At 73.4% G+C, this 19,539-nt stretch carries 18 protein-coding genes; 10 read left to right on the top strand and 8 right to left on the bottom strand.

All coding sequences use genetic code 11. From position 1 onward, the window contains the following. Position 1 precedes the first annotated feature (1 nt). Positions 2–1,171, bottom strand: a complete 1,170-nt coding sequence (locus H300_RS0102940) for a cysteine desulfurase family protein (RefSeq protein WP_028426235.1) — start codon at positions 1,169–1,171, stop codon at positions 2–4. A 132-nt stretch (positions 1,172–1,303) separates the two neighbouring features. Continuing rightward, positions 1,304–2,197: a non-homologous end-joining DNA ligase gene (ligD, locus tag H300_RS0102935; protein ID WP_028426234.1), complete on the bottom strand. Its 894-nt coding sequence runs from the start codon at positions 2,195–2,197 to the stop codon at positions 1,304–1,306. 128 nt (positions 2,198–2,325) lie between these two features. Between ligD and ku the strand changes: the two genes are divergently transcribed. Further along, positions 2,326–3,561 carry a non-homologous end joining protein Ku gene (gene ku, locus H300_RS0102930; protein ID WP_028426233.1) on the top strand — a complete coding sequence of 412 codons (1,236 nt, stop codon included), beginning with the start codon at positions 2,326–2,328 and terminating at the stop codon, positions 3,559–3,561. Between the two features lie 13 nt (positions 3,562–3,574). Here the strand turns inward: ku and H300_RS0102925 are convergent, their stop codons facing one another. The 4 genes from H300_RS0102925 to H300_RS0102910 form a co-directional block, all read right to left on the bottom strand. Next, positions 3,575–4,042, bottom strand: coding sequence for an excalibur calcium-binding domain-containing protein (locus H300_RS0102925; RefSeq protein ID WP_028426232.1), 468 nt, complete (start codon positions 4,040–4,042; stop codon positions 3,575–3,577). Positions 4,043–4,231: 189 nt separating this feature from the next. Next, a complete protein-coding gene (locus tag H300_RS0102920) occupies positions 4,232–4,438 on the bottom strand; it encodes a hypothetical protein (protein WP_028426231.1) in 207 nt (68 codons plus the stop codon). Positions 4,439–4,497: 59 nt separating this feature from the next. Beyond that, positions 4,498–5,043, bottom strand: coding sequence for a flavoprotein (locus H300_RS0102915; RefSeq protein WP_028426230.1), 546 nt, complete (start codon positions 5,041–5,043; stop codon positions 4,498–4,500). A gap of 94 nt (positions 5,044–5,137) precedes the next feature. After that, entirely contained in the window at positions 5,138–5,611 is a 474-nt protein-coding gene (locus H300_RS0102910; RefSeq protein ID WP_028426229.1) for a Dps family protein, read from the bottom strand. A gap of 547 nt (positions 5,612–6,158) precedes the next feature. On the opposite strand from H300_RS0102910, the gene H300_RS24630 reads away from it, so the two are divergent. Continuing rightward, positions 6,159–7,562 carry a M14 family zinc carboxypeptidase gene (locus H300_RS24630; RefSeq protein ID WP_051269371.1) on the top strand — a complete coding sequence of 468 codons (1,404 nt, stop codon included), beginning with the start codon at positions 6,159–6,161 and terminating at the stop codon, positions 7,560–7,562. 99 nt (positions 7,563–7,661) lie between these two features. Here H300_RS24630 and H300_RS0102900 read toward each other — a convergent pair whose 3' ends face one another. Further along, positions 7,662–8,672, bottom strand: a complete 1,011-nt coding sequence (locus tag H300_RS0102900; RefSeq protein ID WP_028426228.1) for a rod shape-determining protein — start codon at positions 8,670–8,672, stop codon at positions 7,662–7,664. 202 nt (positions 8,673–8,874) lie between these two features. On the opposite strand from H300_RS0102900, the gene H300_RS0102895 reads away from it, so the two are divergent. The 8 genes from H300_RS0102895 (at position 8,875) to gatB (ending at position 19,125) form a co-directional block, all read left to right on the top strand. Beyond that, positions 8,875–9,585: an SDR family oxidoreductase gene (locus H300_RS0102895; RefSeq protein ID WP_028426227.1), complete on the top strand. Its 711-nt coding sequence runs from the start codon at positions 8,875–8,877 to the stop codon at positions 9,583–9,585. Positions 9,586–9,680: 95 nt separating this feature from the next. Next, on the top strand, positions 9,681–10,646 hold the full coding sequence (locus tag H300_RS0102890; protein ID WP_051269369.1) for a methionine synthase: 966 nt from the start codon (positions 9,681–9,683) through the stop codon (positions 10,644–10,646). Between the two features lie 14 nt (positions 10,647–10,660). Further along, a complete protein-coding gene (gene ligA, locus H300_RS0102885) occupies positions 10,661–12,850 on the top strand; it encodes an NAD-dependent DNA ligase LigA (RefSeq protein ID WP_028426225.1) in 2,190 nt (729 codons plus the stop codon). Positions 12,851–13,094: 244 nt separating this feature from the next. Next, entirely contained in the window at positions 13,095–15,287 is a 2,193-nt protein-coding gene (locus H300_RS0102880; RefSeq protein WP_078515671.1) for a bifunctional diguanylate cyclase/phosphodiesterase, read from the top strand. Positions 15,288–15,551: 264 nt separating this feature from the next. Continuing rightward, positions 15,552–15,848 carry an Asp-tRNA(Asn)/Glu-tRNA(Gln) amidotransferase subunit GatC gene (gatC, locus tag H300_RS0102875; RefSeq protein ID WP_028426223.1) on the top strand — a complete coding sequence of 99 codons (297 nt, stop codon included), beginning with the start codon at positions 15,552–15,554 and terminating at the stop codon, positions 15,846–15,848. Between the two features lie 5 nt (positions 15,849–15,853). Continuing rightward, entirely contained in the window at positions 15,854–17,347 is a 1,494-nt protein-coding gene (gatA, locus tag H300_RS0102870; protein ID WP_037978939.1) for an Asp-tRNA(Asn)/Glu-tRNA(Gln) amidotransferase subunit GatA, read from the top strand. After that, positions 17,344–17,589, top strand: a complete 246-nt coding sequence (locus H300_RS0102865; RefSeq protein WP_028426221.1) for a hypothetical protein — start codon at positions 17,344–17,346, stop codon at positions 17,587–17,589. The genes gatA and H300_RS0102865 overlap by 4 nt, the downstream gene beginning before the upstream one ends. A 27-nt stretch (positions 17,590–17,616) precedes the next feature. Further along, the gene (gatB, locus tag H300_RS0102860) at positions 17,617–19,125 is read left to right on the top strand and encodes an Asp-tRNA(Asn)/Glu-tRNA(Gln) amidotransferase subunit GatB (protein ID WP_028426220.1); all 1,509 of its coding nucleotides are present in this window, start codon (positions 17,617–17,619) and stop codon (positions 19,123–19,125) included. 154 nt (positions 19,126–19,279) lie between these two features. Here the strand turns inward: gatB and H300_RS0102855 are convergent, their stop codons facing one another. Next, entirely contained in the window at positions 19,280–19,510 is a 231-nt protein-coding gene (locus H300_RS0102855) for a DUF6191 domain-containing protein (RefSeq protein ID WP_028426219.1), read from the bottom strand. Positions 19,511–19,539: the final 29 nt, after the last annotated feature.

Below are 19,539 nucleotides of genomic sequence, written 5' to 3'. Positions count from 1 at the left end.
GTCAGCTCAGCCCGGCCGACCTCGCCCGGGCCACGGCCGGGCCGATGGCCTCGGCCACGGCCTCCACGTCGGCTTTGGAAGAGGTGTGCCCGAGGGAGAACCGCAGCGTCCCGCGGGCCAGTTGCGGGTCCGCCCCGGTGGCCAGCACGACGTGGCTCGGCTGCGCCACCCCGGCGGTGCACGCGGAGCCTGTCGAGCAGGCGATGCCCTGCGCGTCGAGCAGCAGCAGGAGGGAGTCGCCCTCGCAGCCGGGGAAGGCGAAGTGCGCGTTCCCCGGCAGCCGGCCCTCGGGGGAGGGATCGCCGCCCAGGACGGCGTCCGGCACCGCGTCGCGGACGGCGGCGATCAGGGCGTCCCGCAGTGCGCCGGTGTCGGCGGCGAACCGGCCCTGCTGCGCGGCGGAGATCTCCGCGGCCACCGCGAAGGAGGCGATGGCGGGTACGTCCAGTGTCCCGGAGCGGACGTCCCGCTCCTGGCCGCCGCCGTGCAGCAGCGGCACCGGGGTCTGGTCCCGGCCGAGGACCAGAGCGCCGATGCCGTAGGGTCCGCCGACCTTGTGCCCCGACACGGTGGTCGCCGCCAGGCCCGACTCGGCGTGGTGGACCGGTACCTGCCCCAGCGCCTGCACCGCGTCCGCGTGCATCGGCACGGCGAACTCGGCGGCGATCGCCGAGAGTTCGTGCACCGGTTGCAGGGTCCCGATCTCGTTGTTCGCCCACATCACGGTGATCAGGGCGACGTCGTCCGGGTTCCGTTCCACCGCGGCGCGCAGTGCGTCGGGCTCGACCCGCCCGAAGGCGTCCACCGGGAGCCACTCCAGGCGCGCGCCCTCGTGGTCCGCCAGCCAGTGCACCGCGTCCAGCACCGCGTGGTGCTCGACCGGCGACACGAGGACCCGGGTCCGTGCCGGGTCCGCGTCCCGACGGGCCCAGTACAGGCCTTTCACCGCGAGGTTGTCGGACTCCGTCCCGCCCGCGGTGAAGACGATCTCGCTGGGGCGGGCTCCGAGTGCGGCGGCGAGCCGCTCGCGGGACTCCTCGACGGTGCGCCGGGCCCGTCGGCCGGCTCCGTGCAGTGAGGACGCGTTGCCGGTGACGGTGAGCTGCGCGGTCAGTTCCCGCACCGCCTCCGGAAGCATGGGGGTGGTGGCGGCGTGATCGAGGTAGGCCATGGTGGAGCAAGTCTACGAGCACCCTCCCAAAGGTCCGAGGGCGCACACCGGGGCGCACGTCGAGCGCACGGCGGCGCCCGCGCTCGTGATCGGTCCGCGGGCCGACAGGGTTCTCGTGGCGGCCGCCCCGGGTCAGCGGGCGGCGCGCGGCAGGTCCCGGGCCTGTGCGGGGTCGGTGAGCATCCCGAGCAGCTCACCGTGCCGCTCCAGCCGGTCCGGCAGTTCGTGCAGGGTGAAGGAGAGCTGCCCGGGCGAGGAACAGCCGGCGACCTCGTCCCAACCGATCGGTGCGGAGACGGACGGCGTACTCCGTGCGCGGACGGTGTAGGCGGTGGCGGTGGTCTTGGCGGCGTTGTTCTGGCTGTGGTCGATGAAGACCCGGCCCGGCCGCAGCCTGCGCTCCATCCGGTGCACGGCCAGCGCCGGGTCCTCCCGCTCCGCCTCGGCCGCCAGCTCCTTGGCGTACGCGGCGGTCCGGGCCGTGGGGGTCGGCCGCAGCGGCACCAGCAGATGCAGCCCCTTCGAGCCCGAGGTCTTCACTCCCGCGACCAGTCCGTCCCGTGCCAGGCGGTCGCGCAGGCGCAGGGCGAGCGTGCAGCACTCGACGATCCCGGCGGGTGGCCCCGGGTCGAGGTCCAGCACCAGCCGGTCGGCGACCGCGGGGGAGTCCGCGCACCACTGGGGGGTGTGCAGCTCCGCCACCAGGTTGGCCGCCCATACCAGCGAGGGCAGGTCGTTCAGCAGGACCTGCCGGGCGGTCGTACGGCCGGATCGCGGCACCTCGGCCGTCGTCACCCACTCGGGGGTGCCCGGCGGCACGTTCTTGGTGAAGAACCGCTGCCCCTCGGTCCCGTCCGGGTAGCGCAGAAAGCTCACCGGCCGCCCCACCAGGTGCGGGAGCAGGAGGGGGGCGCAGGTGGCGTAGTAGTGGAGCAGCTCGCCCTTGGTGGTGCCGTCCGGGTAGAGGACCTTGTCCAGATTGCTCAGGGAGAGCGTGCGACCCTCCACGACGGTCATCGGCGACATATCCTGAGAATCTCACGAAAACGCCCGCAACGGGCCCGGCCGTCGCCACCGGCGCCGCCCCGCGGCACGGTCGGGCGGGAGCCGTCGGCGGTCGTTCCGGGCGCCGTACCAGCGAGGAGGTGGTCCGTGTGCGTTCCCTCTGGAAGGGGTCGATCTCGTTCGGCCTGGTCAGCATCCCCGTTCAGCTCTACGGCGCCACCGAGAACCACAGCGTCAGCTTCCACCAGATCCACCTGGCCGAGGGCTGCGGCGGACGCATCCGCTACCGGAAGGTGTGCGAGATCGAGGAGGTCGAGGTCCCCTCGGAGGAGATCGGGAAGGGCTTCACCGACGCCGACGGCGACACCGCGGTCCTGACCGACGAGGACTTCGCCTCGCTCCCGCTGCCCACCGCCCGGACCATCGAGATCCTCAGCTTCCTGCCGGCCGAGGACATCGACCCGATCCAGCTGGACCGCGCCTACTACCTGGGGACGGACACGGCGTCCGCCGCCAAGCCTTACGTCCTGCTGCGCGAGGCGCTGGCCCGCACGGGAAAGGCAGCCATGGCCAAGTTCGCCCTGCGCGGCCGGGAGTCGCTCGGACTGCTGAGGGTCATCGACGACACGCTGGTGCTGCACTCGATGCTCTGGCCCGACGAGGTCCGCTCCGCCGGCACCCTCGCACCGTCCTCGGACGTGACCGTGCGGGACGCCGAACTGGCCATGGCGGAGACGCTGATGGACTCGCTGGGCGACCTCGACTGGAGCGAACTGCACGACGAGTACCGCGAGGCCGTCGAGGAACTGGTCGCCGCGAAGCTGCAGGGGCGGGAGCCGGCGGGCGTGACCGAGCGGCCCACCGGCGGCAAGGTGCTCGACCTGATGTCGGCGCTGGAGAGCAGCGTCGCCGCGGCCCGGGAGGGCCGTGACGGGGACGCCGCCACTGTGACGGCCATCGGCTCCGGGGCCCGCAAGGGCGGGAAGACGGCGGACTCCGGTGAGGACGGCGGCGCGGCGAAGGGGAGTGGTTCCGGGACGGGCGGCGGTGCGGCGAAGACGGGCGGGGCGAAGAAGGGGAGCGGTTCGGCGACGAAGGCGGGCAGGAAGAAGGCCGCCACGAAGACCGCCGCCACGAAGACCGCCGGGAAGTCCGGAGGGGGCGCGGCCGCGAAGACGGCGGTGGGCGGAGGAGGCGGTCGCAAGGCGGCCGGTACGGCCGCCGCGTCCCGTTCCGGCGCGAAGACCGCGCGCGGCGAGGGCGCTCAGCCTTCGAAGCGCGCCGCCTCCGCCGAACGGACGACGCGGGCGGCGGACGCGGGCAAGGGCTCTTCCACCGACCGGAGTGCAGGGAAGAAGGCGGCCCCGCGCAAGCGCGCCTCCTGACGCGGCCGACCGCTCAACTCCATTCGCAGCCGATGCCGTCCCCGTCCCGGTCGAGGTGCCTGCCGTACCCGGCGTCGCCGCTCCGCACCGGGGCTGCACCGGCGGCCTTCGCCGCGTCGCAGTTGGCGTAGTAGGCCGAGCCGCCACCGTCGCCGCCGCCTCCCGAGCTGCCCTCCGCGGGGCCGGCGGCGGGCTCCGCGGTCACCGTCTCCCGCACCGTCTCCCGGACGGTGACGGTGGCCGCCGGCTCCGGCTCGGCGGTCTCCGTGGCCGTCGCGGTGACCGTGGCCGTGGCCGTGGGGTGCGGCTGCGGCACGGCCACGTCGGTCGACCCGGCATCCGCCGATCCGATGCCGGTGCCGAGCAGGAAGGCGACACCCAGGGCGGGCAGGACGAACCGTTTGCGGGCCCATCTCGGCCCCGATGTCCCGGGCTGCGGAGGGCCGGGTGGTTCGGGTTGGTATGGGTTCGTCCGGGTCATGCGTCCCCCTCGCTCGAAACACGTGGGACGACGGTAGTTCCGGGCGTCGGAAAGGGGAGGAGCACTCAGGGACGCTGTGACGGTACTGTGACCGAGCGGTGGACCGGCTCCCGGGCCGTCACCCGTTCGCTGCGTGTCGCCCGGGGACCTGCGCGGCCTCCGCTGTGTGGTTCCCGGGCGGTCGGCGGGTCAGTCCCACCGCTCCGGGCCGCCGCCGCGCCACTCGACGAGGGCGGGATCGTCCAGGGCCACGTCGTGCTGGCCCAGTCCGGCCCGGCGCAGGAACTCCGTCAGGTCGGCCGGGCCGTTGGCCAGGCCGAGTATGGTGCCGTCGCGTGTGGTCACCCGGCGCCCGCCGGAGGGCGAGGGCGGGTGGACGATGATCGGTGCGCTCATGGGCCCAGGGTGCGGCACCCGGCCCGCTCCCGCACCCCCGGTCGTGCCGTTCGCCCGGCTCAGCCCCGCCGGACCGCCTCGACGGCGTCGAGCAGCAGGTTCCACGGGTAGGCCTCCGGGAGGGCCTGCCCGGGCGGTTCCGGCACGAAGCCGTCCGGCTCTCCGTACAGGACCCGTACCCCGGCCTCCCGCAGGGTGGCGAGCGAACGGTCGAACTGCGGGTGCGTGGCGAAGGTGTTGTTGACGCAGGGCATCGCGACCAGCGGCAGGCGCTTGCCCGTCGCCTCCGCGGCGGCGCCGGCGACGTAGTTCGGTGTCAGGCCGAGGGCCCAGGTGTTGACGGTGTTCAACGAGGCCGGAGCGACGGCGAGCACGTCCGGCCGGGGCCAGTCGTCGGCCTCACCGGGCTTGCGATAGTGGCTGCGCACCGGGTGGCCGGTCAGATGCGCGAGATCGGGCAGCCGGTCGTCCAGCCAGTCGCGTGCGGTGGGGGTGAGCCCGAGGCACACGTCCCACCCGCGCGCCCGGGCCGCGCGGATCGGCCGGTGCACGTACTGCACGGGCGGGGTGGCGCACCCGAGAAGGTGGAGAACGGGGGAGTCCATACCGGCAGTCCACCACGGGGGAGCGGGGCGCGCGGCCCGGCTCGCCCGGCCCGGGCGGAGGGGGGTCGGCGCCATCGGCGCCGGCCCGCCTGCCTCACTTGCCGTTCTCGGCCTGGAACATCCAGTGGTGCTTCTCCAGGTCTCCGGTGATGGAGATGAAGATGTCCTCGGTGACGGGGTCGGCCTTGCCGGTGGCCTGCATCCGCTCGCGCATCCGGGCCACGACGGCGCTCAGTGCGGCGACCATCGTCTCGACCGCGTCCGCGTCCTTCTGCCAGCCCTCGGGGGTCGTCGCGATCCCGCTGTCCTGGCCGACGGTCGCGGCTCGGCCGTCCGGCGGCAGTCCGAGTGCCGAGGCGCGCTCGGCGACGGTGTCCGAGTACTGCCGGGCGGTGTCGACGACATCGTCCAACTGGAGGTGGACCGTCCGGAAGCGGGATCCGATGACCGTCCAGTGGATCTGCTTGGCGACCAGGGACAGGTCGACGAGGTCGACCAGGGCGCCTTGCAGCGCCTCGCCCACGACCTTGAGATCCTGCTCCGGGAGTGTGCTCTTCACGGCGTACATCCGTTGACCACTTTCGCTGTCCGGTTGCTGTCCTTCTCGCCACCCAGCGTACGACTTGTTCCGTCGTGTCGCCCGCCTCCCCGGCCTGCTGCCGGGAGGCGGGGCGGCGGGCCGCCGCCGGGGGCGTCCGCCTTCCGCAGTACCCGCGACGCACGGTTCCTATCACCGCCGTCCGGATGGTCTGCGGTGATACGGCCCACGGGGCCGGGGGCCGGGGTCGCGGGTCGGCGTCGTGCCCGTCGCCGACCGGTCCGGCGTGGGGGCGCGACAGCGCGGGGCAACTTTCCACCTCGAAGCCCTTATGCATCGGGCGCCGGTGGCCTTTAATTCTCCCAGGACCCCGGGGATATCCGTCCTCGACGGGAAGGTGTCCCGCGGGTGCCGTAGCGGTACGGTCTCCTGCCCGGGAGGGAATGCGGCACGTCGGAGGTGGCGAATATGCCCCCGAGGGAATCGCCGGAATAGCCGGGCTTCCTCAACTCCCTTGACAACTCAACGGCTTGGAGCAGCCGGAAGGACGGCGATCGCCATCGATTCGTATGCGACGGTGGACGACGTCGTCAAAGCGGCACAGGAGTTCGAGCACCGGGACCCGGCACGTTTCCGGTTGAGCAGGGTCGGCACCTCGCGGGCCGGACGGCCGATGTGGCTCCTCTCGGTCGGCCACGGCCCCCGGCAGATCCTCGCCGTCGCCGGACCGCACGCCAACGAGCCGATCGGCCACCTCGCCGTGCTGCGCATGGCGGAGCGGCTGCCGGTGGAGAACATCGCGGACACCTGGAACTTCCTGCTCTGCCTCGACCCGGACGGCGCCCGCCTCAACGAACCCTGGCTCGCCGGGCCGCACACGCTGCCCCGCTACTTCCGCGACATGTTCCGGCCGTCCCCCGAGCAGCAGCCCGAGTGGCTGCCGGCGGACCCGGGGGAGGAGCCGCTGCCGGAGACGCGGGTGCTGCTGGACGTGCTCGACCGGCTCCGCCCCGCCGTGCAGTTCTCGCTGCACGCCGCCGACCTGGGCGGCGTCTTCATGCAGCTCAGTCGCCCGTTCCCGGGCGCGGCGGAGGTGCTGGGCGAGACGGCTGCGTCCTTGGGCCTGCCCTGCGACTCGGCTCCGTTCGACGCGTTCCACCTGCCCTCACCGCGGGCGGGCACCTTCGTGATGTCCGCGCCGGCGGTCTCCGCCTACGACCTCTCCGCGCGATCCACGTGGTTCTATCCTGCGGCGCGGCACGGCACCCTGACCGTGGTGCTGGAGGCGCCGCAGTGGGTGGACGAGTCGGTGGAGGACAGCCGTCCGTCGGCCGACCCGGACGGGGCCCGGGAGGAGGTCGTCCGGTTGCTGCGGCGGAGGGGCGAGCGCGTGGGCGCGCTGCTGGACGAGGCGATACCGCTGCTGCCCACCCCGCTCGGCCCGCTGGCCGCGGCCGCGGTGTCCACGACGGAGGCCTGCGCCGTCATCGCCCGCGAGTGGCTGGAGACGCCGGACGCGGGGGCCACGGTGGGCAACGCCGCCTCGCTGCGGATCTCCGCCCAGCGCATCCCCCTCCGTGCCGCGGCGATGCTGGCCCGCTCGCTCGCGACGGCCCCGGCCGGGAAGGCCGACCGGTTGCTGGCCGTCCTGCGGCAGTTGGTGGCGGAGTGGAGCGACGCCTTCACCGCAGAGGCCTTCGTCCCCGACGCCGACACCGGGGAGGCCGTCCCCGTCGGTGCGGCCGCCGCCGCGACCTCGGCAGCGGGGGCGGAACCGGTGCCCGGAGCCGCCGCGGACCCGGCCGGTCGGCCCCGCTGGGTGCCGGTGGAGGTCCAGGCGGAGCTCCAGGTGCGGACCATGCTGGGCCTGGTGGGGCTGCTCGCCGACCCGTGCGCGGGCGACCCGGTCGCCGGGCAGGTGCTGGACCGGGTGGCCGACCAGGGCCGGGCGGGCAGTCGGCGGTCCTCCTGCGCCAAGTGACCTCCGCACCGGCCGGGTTCCCCACCGGCCGGGCTCCGCATCGGGCGTGGCCGCGCGTCCCGGCCGGGGCCGGCGCGCGCGGCCACGGGGAGCGGCGGGTCAGGCGACGAACGTGCTGCTGAACGAGGTGTGGAGCCGCTCGAAATCCTCCAGGCACAGCCCGGTGCCCAGCGCCACGCAGCCCAGCGGGTCGTCCGCGACGATGACGGGCATCCCTGTCTCCCTCACCAGCCGGTCGTCCAGGCCGTGCAGCAGTGCCCCGCCGCCGGTGAGGACGATGCCGCGCTCCATGATGTCCGCGTAGAGTTCCGGCGGACAGGCGTCGAAGGTCGCCGTCACCGCTGCCACGATCTCCCGCACCGGGTGCTCCAGCGCCTCCAGTACGCCCGCGGTGGCCAGTTCGACGTACTCAGGCATCGAGGTGACCTTGTCCCGGCCGCGCACCGCGAGGGTGTCGGCGCGGCCGAGCGAGGTCTTGATCCCCTCCGCCGTGCGTTCGCCGATCGCGAGGGAGTGCTCCTTCTCGACATGGGTGGCGATCACCGCGTCCAGGGCGTCACCGGCCACCCGCACCGAACGGGACGTCACCACGCCGCCCAGCGAGATCACGGCGATCTCGGTGGAGCCGCCGCCGATGTCGACCACCATCGAGCCGCGCGCCTCGTGCACGGGCAGGCCCGCCCCCAGCGCCGCCGCCATCGGCTCGTCGATCAGGTGGACCGACCGGGCGCCGGCGCGGGCCGCCGTCTGGAGGACGGCCCGGCGCTCGACGTCCGTCACGCCGCTGGGCACGCAGACGATCACCCGGGGCGCGCGCCGGCGTCCGCGGGTGGCGCGGCGCATGAACTGCCGCACCATGCCCTCGGCCGCGTCGAAGTCCGAGATGACGCCGTCCCGCAGCGGACGGAGAGCCGTGATCGAGCCGGGGGTCCGGCCCACCGCGTCCTTGGCCTCGCGGCCGACCGCCAGCACCCGGCCGGACCGGGCGTCGACCGCCACCACCGAGGGTTCGTTGAGCACCACGCCGCGCCCCCGGGCGTACACCAGGGTGTTCGCGGTGCCGAGGTCTATGCCGATGTCCCGGGAACTGAACGATGCACTTCTGGCCATGTGCCGTGACCGCTACTTTCGTAATAATTGTCCGGAATGCTCTGCTGGGGAAGCTTACCCAGCAGAGCCGGAAAGTTGCGCGGTGTGGCTACGCGGATCGGGTAGGGGCCCCGGCGCGCCGCGGTGCTCGGCCCGGGACGACCGCCGCGGCCCGAGGCCGCGCGGGTTGGAGCGGAACGGCGGTTGCGGCGATGATGCCCGGATGGCTACTCATCTGATCACCGGTGCCGGCTCGGGCATCGGCGAAGCGCTCACCGAAGCACTGCTGGCCCGCGGCGACGAGGCGTGGCTGGTCGCGCGGGACGCCGGACGGGCGCGGCAGCTCGCGGAGCGGTTCGGCTCCGCGGGTGGCACCGTCCGCACGGTCGTGGGCGACCTGGCCGAGCCGGAGCGGCTCTCCTGGGCGCTGGGTCACCAGGCCCTGCCCGGGGAGCTGGACTCGCTGCTGCACGTCGCGGGCATCGTCGAGCTGGGGGCCGTCGGCGAGCTGACCGCGAAGACCTGGCAGGCCACCCTGGCGGCCAACCTGGTGGCCCCCGCCGAGCTGACCCGGCTGCTGCTGCCGCAACTGCGCCAGGGGCGCGGGCAGATCGTCTTCGTCAACTCCGGTGCCGGACTCAGCGCCGCACCCCGGTGGAGCGCGTACGCGGCGAGCAAGCACGGGCTCAAGGCGCTCGCCGACTCGCTGCGCGCTGAGGAGGCGGAGCACGGCGTCCGGGTGACCAGCGTCTACCCGGGGCGTACCGCGACCCCGATGCAGCTCAAGGTCCACCAGCAGGAGGGCCGCTCCTACGACCCGCAGCAGTGGGTCCCCGCCGAGGCCGTCGCCCGGACGGTGCTGACCGCGCTCGACATGCCCCGCGGCACCGAGGTCAGCGATCTGCGGATCCGTCCCGGCGGCCGGGGCCGGTAGCGGTCCGGGGGCTGCCTGCGGACTCGTAGGCTGCGGGGGTGAGTGACACGACGAGGTTCAGTTGGGGCAGGGCCGCCGCGAGCGGCATCGGATCGATGCCGGGCGGTGACGCGCGGGAGGCCGCGCGCACCGTCGTCGGCTCGCTGGAGGCGCTGCCGTTCCTGCCGGAGCTGCCCGCCCGCGGGCCCGGAGCGGACATGATCGGCCGCACCGCCGGGATGCTGGTGGAGCTGTACACCCACCTCCAGCCCAGCGGCTGGCGGATCGCCGACCGGCCGGGCCGGGACACCCGCCGCTCCCGGGCCTGGCTGCGCGAGGACCTGGACGCCTTCGAGGAGTTCGGGTACGGCCACCACGGCGCGGTGAAGGTCTCGGTCGTCGGCCCCTGGACCCTCGCCGCCGCGCTGGAGCGGCGCGGCGGCGAGGCGATGCTGGGGGACCCGGGTGCCTGCCGGGACCTGATCGCCTCACTCGCCGAGGGGGTGCGCGGGCACCTGGCCGAGGTGCGGCGGCGCCTCCCCGAGGCGCGTCCGGTGCTGCAACTGGACGAGCCCTCGCTGACGTCGGTCCTCACCGGTCGGGTGCCCACGGCCAGTGGCTACCGCACCCACCGGGCGGTGGACCGGGTAGCCGTGGAGGACGGGCTGCGCGCCCTGGTCGCCGCGGCGGTCGGGAGCGAGGTGGTGGTGCACTCCTGCGCCCCCGACGTGCCGTTCGGGCTGCTGCGCCGGGCCGGGGCCGCCGCCGTCTCCTTCGATGCGGCGCTGCTGACCGAGCGTGACGACGAGGCGCTCGGAGAGGCGGTGGAAGGCGGCACCGCGCTCTTCGCGGGCGTCGTCCCTGGTGTCGAGCCGTCCTCCGGAGGATTGTCGGACCCGGGCGGTAGCGTCATGGGGGTCAGGACGCTGTGGCGCAGGCTGGGGCTGTCACCTGAGCTCCTCGCGGAGTCCGTGGTGGTCACGCCGGCCTGCGGGCTCGCCGGGGCCGCGCCGGAGTACGCCCGGGAGGCGCTCGCACAGTGTGTCCGGGCGGCGAGATCGCTCGCGGACAACCCAGAGTGACGAGAGGAACGACGGTGGCTGCCGAACAGCACGCAGGTGCGCCCGCCGGGGCGCGCGAGGAGCACGCGCGTCTCGCCGAGCAGATCGAGGAGCACCGCTTCCGCTACTACGTGCGCGACGCCCCGGTCGTCAGTGACGCCGAGTTCGACCGGCTGCTGCGCGCCCTGCAGGAGCTGGAGGACCGGTATCCGGCGCTGCGCACCCCCGACTCGCCCACCCAGAAGGTCGCGGGTCAGTACGAGACCGAGTTCACCGAGGTGGCGCACCGCGAGCGGATGCTCTCGCTCGACAACGCCTTCGACGATGCCGAGCTGGACGCCTGGGCGGAGCGAGTCGCCAGGGAACTGGAGGGCCTGCCGCACCACTTCCTGTGCGAGCACAAGATCGACGGTCTGGCGGTCAACCTCACCTACGAGCACGGCCGGCTCACCCGGGCCGCCACCCGCGGGGACGGCCGCACCGGCGAGGACATCACCCCCAACGTCCGCACCCTCGACGGCGTGCCCGAGCGGCTGACCGGCGACGACCTGCCGGAGCTGGTCGAGGTCAGGGGCGAGGTCTTCCTCCCGATGGCGCGCTTCCAGGAGCTGAACGCCGGGCTGGTCGAGGAGGGCAGGGCGCCGTTCGCCAACCCGCGCAACGCCGCCGCCGGTTCGCTGCGCCAGAAGGACCCCAGAGTCACCGCCGGGCGGTCGCTGCGGATGCTGGTGCACGGCGTCGGCGCGCTGGAGGGCGCCTCGCTCGAACGCCTCTCGCACGCCTACGACCTGCTCAGGAGCTGGGGGCTGCCCACCTCCGACCACAACCGGGTGGTCGATTCGCTGGAGGGCGTGCGGCGGTTCATCGCGGACTCCGCCGAACGCCGGCACGCCCTGGAGCAGGAGATCGACGGCGCGGTCGTCAAGCTCGACGAGATCCCGCTCCAGGGCCGGCTGGGCTCCACCTCGCGGGCCCCGCGCTGGGCGATCGCCTGGAAGTTCCCGCCCGAGGAGGTCAACACCGAACTGCTCGACATCCGGGTCGGAGTCGGCCGGACGGGCCGGGTGACGCCGTACGCGGTGGTCGCGCCGGTCACCGTGGCCGGTTCGGAGGTGGAGTTCGCCACCCTCCACAACCAGGAGGTGGTGAAGACCAAGGGCGTGCTCATCGGGGACACCGTGGTGATCCGCAAGGCCGGTGACGTCATCCCGGAGATCCTCGGGCCGGTGGCGGACCTGCGGGACGGCAGCGAACGCGCGTTCGTGATGCCCGCGGAGTGCCCCGACTGCGGGAGCGCGCTGGGGCCCTCCAAGGAGGGGGACATCGATCTGCGCTGCCCGAACGCCCGCTCCTGCCCTGCGCAGTTGCGGGAGCGGCTGTTCTACCTCGCCGGCCGCAAGAGCCTGGACATCGAGCACTTCGGCTACGTCGTGGCCACCGCGCTCACCCAGCCGCTGGAGCCCGTCGAGCCGCCGCTGCGGGACGAGGGCGGCCTGTTCGACCTCACGGTCGAGGAGCTGCTGCCGATCAGGTCGCACGTACTCGATCCGGACTCCGGGCTGCCGAAGCGCGACCCGAAGACGGGCGAGGAGAAGGTCGTCACCCTGTTCGCCAACCAGCAGGACGAGCCGCGCAAGAACACCCTGGCGATGCTGGAGAACATCCGCGCGGCCAAGGAGCGCCCTCTGGCCCGGGTGCTCACCGGACTCTCGATCCGGCACGTGGGCCCGGTGGCGGCCGAGGCGCTCGCCCGGGAGTTCCGCTCCCTGGACCGGATCGCGGCGGCGGGCGAAGCGGAGCTCGCCGACACCGAGGGCGTCGGTCCGACCATCGCGGCCTCGCTCAAGGACTGGTTCGCGGAACCCTGGCACCGGGAAATCGTGGAGCGCTGGCGGGCCGCCGGAGTGCGGATGGAGGAGGAGGGCGGAGAGGACACCGGGCCCCGTGCGTTGGACGGCGTCACCGCGGTAGTAACCGGAACTCTCGATTCCCATACGCGTGACGCGGCGAAGGTGGCATTGCAGAATCTCGGCGCGAAAGTGACCGGATCAGTTTCGAAGAAGACTGGATTCGTCATCGTGGGGGAGAATCCAGGGTCTAAGTACGACAAGGCAGTTCAACTGAAAGTGCCGATTCTCGACGAGGCGGGATTCGCCGTTCTGCTGGCGGAGGGGCCCGAGGCTGCCGTCGCGGCAGCGGTGAACCCCGAGGAGCAGGAGCAGTGAGCCGCGCAGGCGCCCAGGTGCGCAGGGCCGCCGCCCCGGTCCCCTGAAGAGCCCTCCCGGGCCGATGCCGACCCGGGTGAGGAGCCGGCCCGCAGCCGGGGCAGGGCGGGGCCGCCCGCCTCCGCCGCGGGGCCGCGGCCGGGCAACCCCGCCCGTTCGCTGCCCTCCTGGCCCACGGCCGCCTACTGTGGGGACCGTGCGCCTGCCGTGGCGTGGGCACTCGACGGCCGTGAGAGGGACGCGCATGCAGCAGACACCACACGGGCGCAGGGCGAACGGGACCGCCCGGGCCCCCGGCCGCTCCGGCGCGGGCGACGCCGCCGAACCGGTGTCCCGCGCCCAGCGGCTCGCCGCGGCGCGGTTCCCCGGCCTCGCCGTGCTCGTGGTCGCCGCCTCCGCGGTCGTGCTGGCCCTCGGCGTCCACCGGGTGCTCGGCGGCGGCGACGCCTTATTCCCCGGAGGCACCGCCGGGTGGGCGCTCGCCGTGCTCACCGGCATCGTCGTCGGCCACCTCGTCGCGCTGGGACGCGACCGCTGGTGGGGCGGCACCGGATCGGGCGCGGCGCTCACTCTCGCCATCCTGCTCCTGTACGGGTGGGTTCCGGCCACCCTCGTCAGCCTCGCCGTCGTCGCCCTCGTCGGAGCCGCCCGGCACCGCCGCTGGCGGCAGGCTCTGATGCACGGGGCCGTCGACATCCTCGGTATCGGTGCCTCCGCCCTGACCATGGCCGCCTTCGGCACCCACCCCTCCGTGGAGAGCCCCTGGGTGCCCGTGGAGTGGCGTTGGTCCGCCGTGCCCGAGGTCCTCGTCGCCGCCCTGACCTACCTCCTCGTCACCCGGCTGCTGCTCTGGTACTGCCTCACCCCGCGCGGCGGTCTGCCCACCGTCACCCGCACCGCACTGCTGCGGCACGGCCTGGTCTGCGTCGCGCTGCTCGGCATATCGCCGCTGATCATCGTCGTCGCCGCGCACTTCCCCGTGGTGCTGCCGCTCTTCGCGGTCCCGCTGATGGCGCTCGACTCCACCCTGTGGATCGCCCGCGCCCGTGCCGAGGAGCAGTTGCGCGACCCGCTCACCGGCCTGCCCAACCGGCTCTGGCTGATGGAACGCAGCTGGGCCGCGCTGGAGGACGCCGACCGGCAGGGCGGCCGGGCGGCCCTGGTCCTCATCGACCTGGACCGCTTCCGTTCCGTCAACGACACCCTCGGGCACCTCGCCGGTGACCGGCTGCTGCTCCAGATCGCCGACCGGCTCCGGGCGGCGCTGCCGCGCGGAGCCGAGGCCGCGCGCCTCGGCGGGGACGAGTTCGCCGTCCTGCTGCCCCGGACCGACTCCATCACCAGCGCCAAGCGTTCCGCCCGTGAACTCGTCTCCGCCCTGGGCTCGCCGCTGGACCTGGACGGGCTGACGCTGGTGCTGGAGGCGAGCGCCGGACTCGCCGTCTTCCCCGAGCACGCCCAGGAGGCCGAGGGCCTGCTCCGCAGGGCCGACGTGGCGATGTACGACGCGAAGCGCGACCGCAGCGGGGTGGAGGTCTACGATGCCACCCGGGACGGCAACACCCCCGACCGGCTGGGGCTGCTGGGCGACCTGCGGCGTGCGCTGGAGGCCGGGGACGTCGCGCTGCACTACCAGCCCAAGGTGCGTTTCAACGGGGAGGTGGCCGGGCTGGAGGCCCTCGTCCGCTGGGTCCACCCCGAACGCGGACGGGTGCCGCCCGACGAGTTCATCGCGATCGCCGAGACCTCCGGCCTGATGCCCCGGCTGACCGAGTACGTGCTGGAGGAGGCGCTCCAGCAGGTTGCCGCCTGGCGGGCGGCGGGGCTGGTCGTCCCGGTGGCCGTCAACGTCTCCCCGCGCGACGTGCACAGCCCCGGGTTCGCCGGCGCGGTCGCCGCGCGGCTCGCCCGGCACGGTGTGCCGCCCTCCGCCCTGCAACTGGAGATCACCGAGCACGTGCTGCTGGAGGACCCGCAGCAGGCGGCCGTCACCCTGGCCGGGCTGACCGGGCACGGCGTGAGGATGTCGCTGGACGACTTCGGCACCGGCTACTCCTCGCTGGTGCACCTCCGGCGGCTGCCGGTCAGCGAGTTGAAGATCGACCGCTCCTTCGTGGCGCGGCTGGCCGTCGACGTGCAGGACGCCGAGATCGTGCGCTGCACCGTCGACCTGGCGCACTCCCTGGGCCTGCTGGTCGTCGCGGAGGGCGTGGAGGACGACGAGACGTGGGAACGGCTGCGGGACCTGGGCTGCGACGCCGTCCAGGGCTGGCTCGTGGCCGCCGCCATGCCGCCCGCCGAGGCGACCGCATGGCTCAGGGCGCGCGGCTGCTCCGCCGGGAGCCGGCAGCCCGCGCTGCCGGCGGGCGTCCCGGAGCAGTCGGCGCCGCCCGCGGGACGGCCGCGCGACGAGACCTCGGGACAGCCGGTGCAGTAGAGCCGGGGACAGCCGGCGCAGGAGGCCCCGGGAGCAGCCGGTGCAGGAGCCTGCCGGATGTGCCGCACGACCGTCCGGCCGCCGGGAAGGCCGCCGGGGCACGCTGTGGGTCGCGAGCGCACGCGGGCACCGGTGGTGGCGCGGACCGCCCGGCCGGGGCGCCGACCGGAAGGCGTGCGCGAGCCGCGGCCCGTGCGCCATAGGATTGGTGCGTTAGCCCGGAACACCCCTGAACCATCAGCCATGAACCCTAAGGATCGCTGCATGCCTGGCATCACGCGCGAGGAGGTCGCCCACCTCGCTCGGCTGGCGCGCCTGGAGCTGAAGGACGAAGAGCTCGAACACTTCGCCGGACAGCTCGACGACATCATCGGAGCGGTCGCCGCCGTCTCCGATGTCGCCTCCGAGGATGTACCTCCCACCTCCCACCCGCTGCCGCTGACCAACATCATGCGCCCGGACGAGGTCCGTCCGAGCCTGACGCCGCAGCAGGCGCTCTCCGGAGCCCCGGCGAGTGAGCAGCAGCGCTTCAAGGTGCCGCAGATCCTGGGTGAGGAGTGACCGACATGGCTGATCTGATCAAACTGACCGCCGCGCAGACGGCGGAGATGATCGCTTCCGGCGAGGTGACCGCGGTCGAGGTGACCGAGGCGCACCTGGCCCGTGCCGGGGCGGTCGACGAGAAGGTGCACGCCTTCCTTCACCTCGACCGGGAGGGCGCGCTCGCCACGGCGCGCGAGGTGGACGCCAAGCGGGCCCGCGGTGAACGGCTCGGCCCCCTGGCCGGCGTCCCGCTGGCGCTCAAGGACATCTTCACCACCGAGGGCGTGCCCACCACCGTCGGCTCGAAGATCCTCGAAGGCTGGCTGCCGCCCTACGACGCCACGGTCACCAAGCGTCTCAGGGACGCTGACGTGGTGATCCTGGGCAAGACGAACATGGACGAGTTCGCGATGGGCTCCTCCACCGAGAACAGTGCGTACGGCCCGACCGGCAACCCCTGGGACCTCACCCGGATCCCGGGCGGCTCGGGCGGTGGTTCGGCCGCCGCCCTCGCCTCGTTCCAGGCGCCGCTGGCCATCGGGACGGACACCGGCGGCTCCATCCGTCAGCCCGCCGCCGTCACCGGCACCGTAGGCGTCAAGCCGACCTACGGCGGGGTCTCCCGGTACGGCATGGTGGCCTTCTCGTCCTCGCTCGACCAGGGCGGCCCCTGCGCCCGCACGGTCCTGGACGCCGCCCTGCTGCACGAGGTCATCGGCGGGCACGACCCGATGGACTCGACCTCCATCGACGCCCCGGTGCCCTCGGTGGTCGAAGCCGCCAGGAGCGGCGAGGTCCGCGGCATGCGGATCGGCGTGGTGAAGGAGTTCGCCGGCGAGGGCTACCAGGCGGGGGTGATGCAGAGGTTCAGCGAGTCGGTGGAGCTGCTGCGCGAGCTCGGCGCCGAGATCGTCGAGATCTCCTGCCCGTCGTTCGACAAGGCGCTCGCCGCGTACTACCTGATCGCGCCGAGCGAGTGCTCCTCCAACCTGGCCCGCTTCGACGCGATGCGCTACGGCCTGCGGGTGGGCGACGACGGCACCCGGTCCGCCGAGGAGGTCACCGCCCACACCAGGGAGGCCGGCTTCGGCGACGAGGTCAAGCGGCGCATCATGCTGGGCACCTACGCGCTCAGCTCCGGCTACTACGACGCCTACTACGGTTCGGCGCAGAAGATCCGCACCCTGATCAGCCGGGACTTCGCCGAGGCGTTCGAGTCGGTGGACGTCCTGGTGTCGCCGACCACCCCGACCACCGCGTTCCCGATCGGGGAGCGGGCGGACGACCCGGTCGCGATGTACCTCGCGGACCTGTGCACCATCCCGTCCAACCTGGCCGGCAACTCGGCCATGTCGCTGCCCTGCGGTCTGGCACCGGAGGACGGGCTTCCGGTGGGGCTCCAGATCATCGCGCCGACCATGGCCGATGATCGCCTCTACCGTGTCGGGGCGGCCGTGGAGACCGCGTTCCAGGCACGGTGGGGACATCCGCTGCTTGAGGAGGCACCGTCACTGTGAGCAAGCTCGGCAAGGCCAAGGCCGTCAAGAGGAAGTCCCGGCCCGGCACCTACCTGTCCATCGGCACCTCGCTGTTCGGCGCGGTCAGCGTGGCCAAGCAGATCAAGCAGGCCCGCTTCGACCGCGACCGGCTCCAACTCGTCGACGCCGTCGTCTCCGCCGCCGCCATCGCCACCAGCATCGCGCTCCTGGTGCGCGAGCTGCGCCGGATGGCCGACGACGACGTCCTCGCGGACGACTGACGCGGACGATTCGAAAGGCACATTTCCGTGACTGTGATCGACCTGGTGTCGTACGAGGACGCGCTCGCCTCCTGGGACCCCGTCATGGGGCTGGAGGTCCACGTCGAACTCGGCACCGCGACCAAGATGTTCTGCGGCTGCTCGACCGCGCTCGGCGCGGACGCCAACTCGCAGACCTGCCCGACCTGCCTCGGCCTGCCCGGCTCCCTCCCCGTCGTCAACGCGACCGGGGTGGAGTCGGCGATCAAGATCGGCCTCGCGCTGAACTGCGAGATCGCCGAGTGGTGCCGGTTCGCCCGGAAGAACTACTTCTACCCGGACATGCCGAAGAACTTCCAGACCTCCCAGTACGACGAACCGATCGCCTTCGACGGCTACCTGGACGTCCAGTTGGAGGACGGCGAGATCTTCCGGGTGGAGATCGAGCGCGCCCACATGGAGGAGGACACCGGCAAGTCGACCCACGTGGGCGGCGCCACCGGCCGCATCCACGGCGCCTCGCACTCGCTGCTGGACTACAACCGCGCCGGTATCCCGCTGATCGAGATCGTCACCAAGCCGATCACCGGTGCCGGGGAGCGGGCCCCCGAGGTGGCGAAGGCCTACGTGGCGGAGCTGCGCGAACTCATCAAGGCGCTCGGGGTCTCCGAGGCGCGGATGGAAATGGGGCAGATGCGCTGCGACGTCAACCTGTCGCTGCGCCCGCACGGCGTGGAGAAGTTCGGCACGCGCAGCGAGACCAAGAACGTCAACTCGCTGCGGAGCGTGGAACGCGCCGCCCGGTTCGAGATCCAGCGGCACGCCGCTGTTCTCGGCGGCGGCGGGACCATCGTGCAGGAGACCCGGCACTTCCACGAGGAGGACGGCAGCACCACCTCCGGGCGGATCAAGGAGGAGGCGGAGGACTACCGCTACTTCCCCGAGCCCGACCTCGTCCCGGTCGCGCCGCCCCGGGAGTGGGTCGCGGAGCTGCGTGCCACGCTGCCCGAGCTGCCCCGGCTGCGCCGTAACCGGCTCCGTGAGGAGTGGGGCATCTCCGAGCACGAGATGCAGTCGGTCCTCAACGCCGGGGCGATCGACCTGATCGTGGCCACCATCGAGGCCGGGGCGCCGGCCGACCAGGCCCGCAAGTGGTGGATGGGCGGGCTGGCCCGCCGGGCCAACGAGACCGGGGTGGAGCCGGCAGCCCTGGCCATCACCCCCGAGCAGGTCGCCCGGGTGTGCACGCTGGTCGCTGAGGGCTCGCTGAACGACAAGCTGGCCCGGCAGACCATCGAGGGCGTGCTGGACGGTGAGGGTTCACCCGACGAGGTCGTCGAGAAGCGCGGCCTGAAGGTCGTCTCCGACGAGGGGGCCCTCGGTACCGCGGTCGACGAGGCGATCGCCGGGAACCCGGCGATCGCGGACAAGATCCGCGGCGGCAAGGTGGCCGCTGCCGGAGCCCTGGTGGGCGCGGTCATGAAGGCCACTCGCGGCCAGGCGGACGCGGCCCGGGTGCGGAAGCTGATCCTGGAGAAGCTCGGCGTCGAGGGCTGACGCCGACGGCGCCCGTCGGCGGTGTGCCGCCCCGCCCCTCCTGCGCAGGAGGGGCGGGGCAGCACACCGTCACAGGAGTCCCCCCCCCGCTCCCTTCCGGCACCTGCCGGGGAGCGGGGGGTACCGCCCTGGTCGGGGCGGGCGGTCCGGACGCTCAGACCTCGCCCTCCTCGGTCTCCGACTCCTCGACCCGCGGCTTCGGCGGCAGCACCGCGTCGACGCCGCCGGGCTGCGGGACGATCAGGGTGCAGCCGGACTCCAGGTCGATCGGGCCGCGGCCCGTCCCGTGGCTGCCCTCGACGACCCGGGTGTGCTCCAGTCTCTGACGCTCGTCCTCGGCGTACTTGCCGCCGGGGTGGAACAGGTTGTCCATGATGTCGAGCATGCCGTCTCCTCCCGGTGGGCGGCGCGGGC

The sequence above is a fragment of the Streptomyces sp. TAA040 genome (assembly GCF_000424845.1).
Note: the sequence above shows the minus strand (reverse complement) of the source record. Positions and strands in the feature narration are given on the sequence as shown.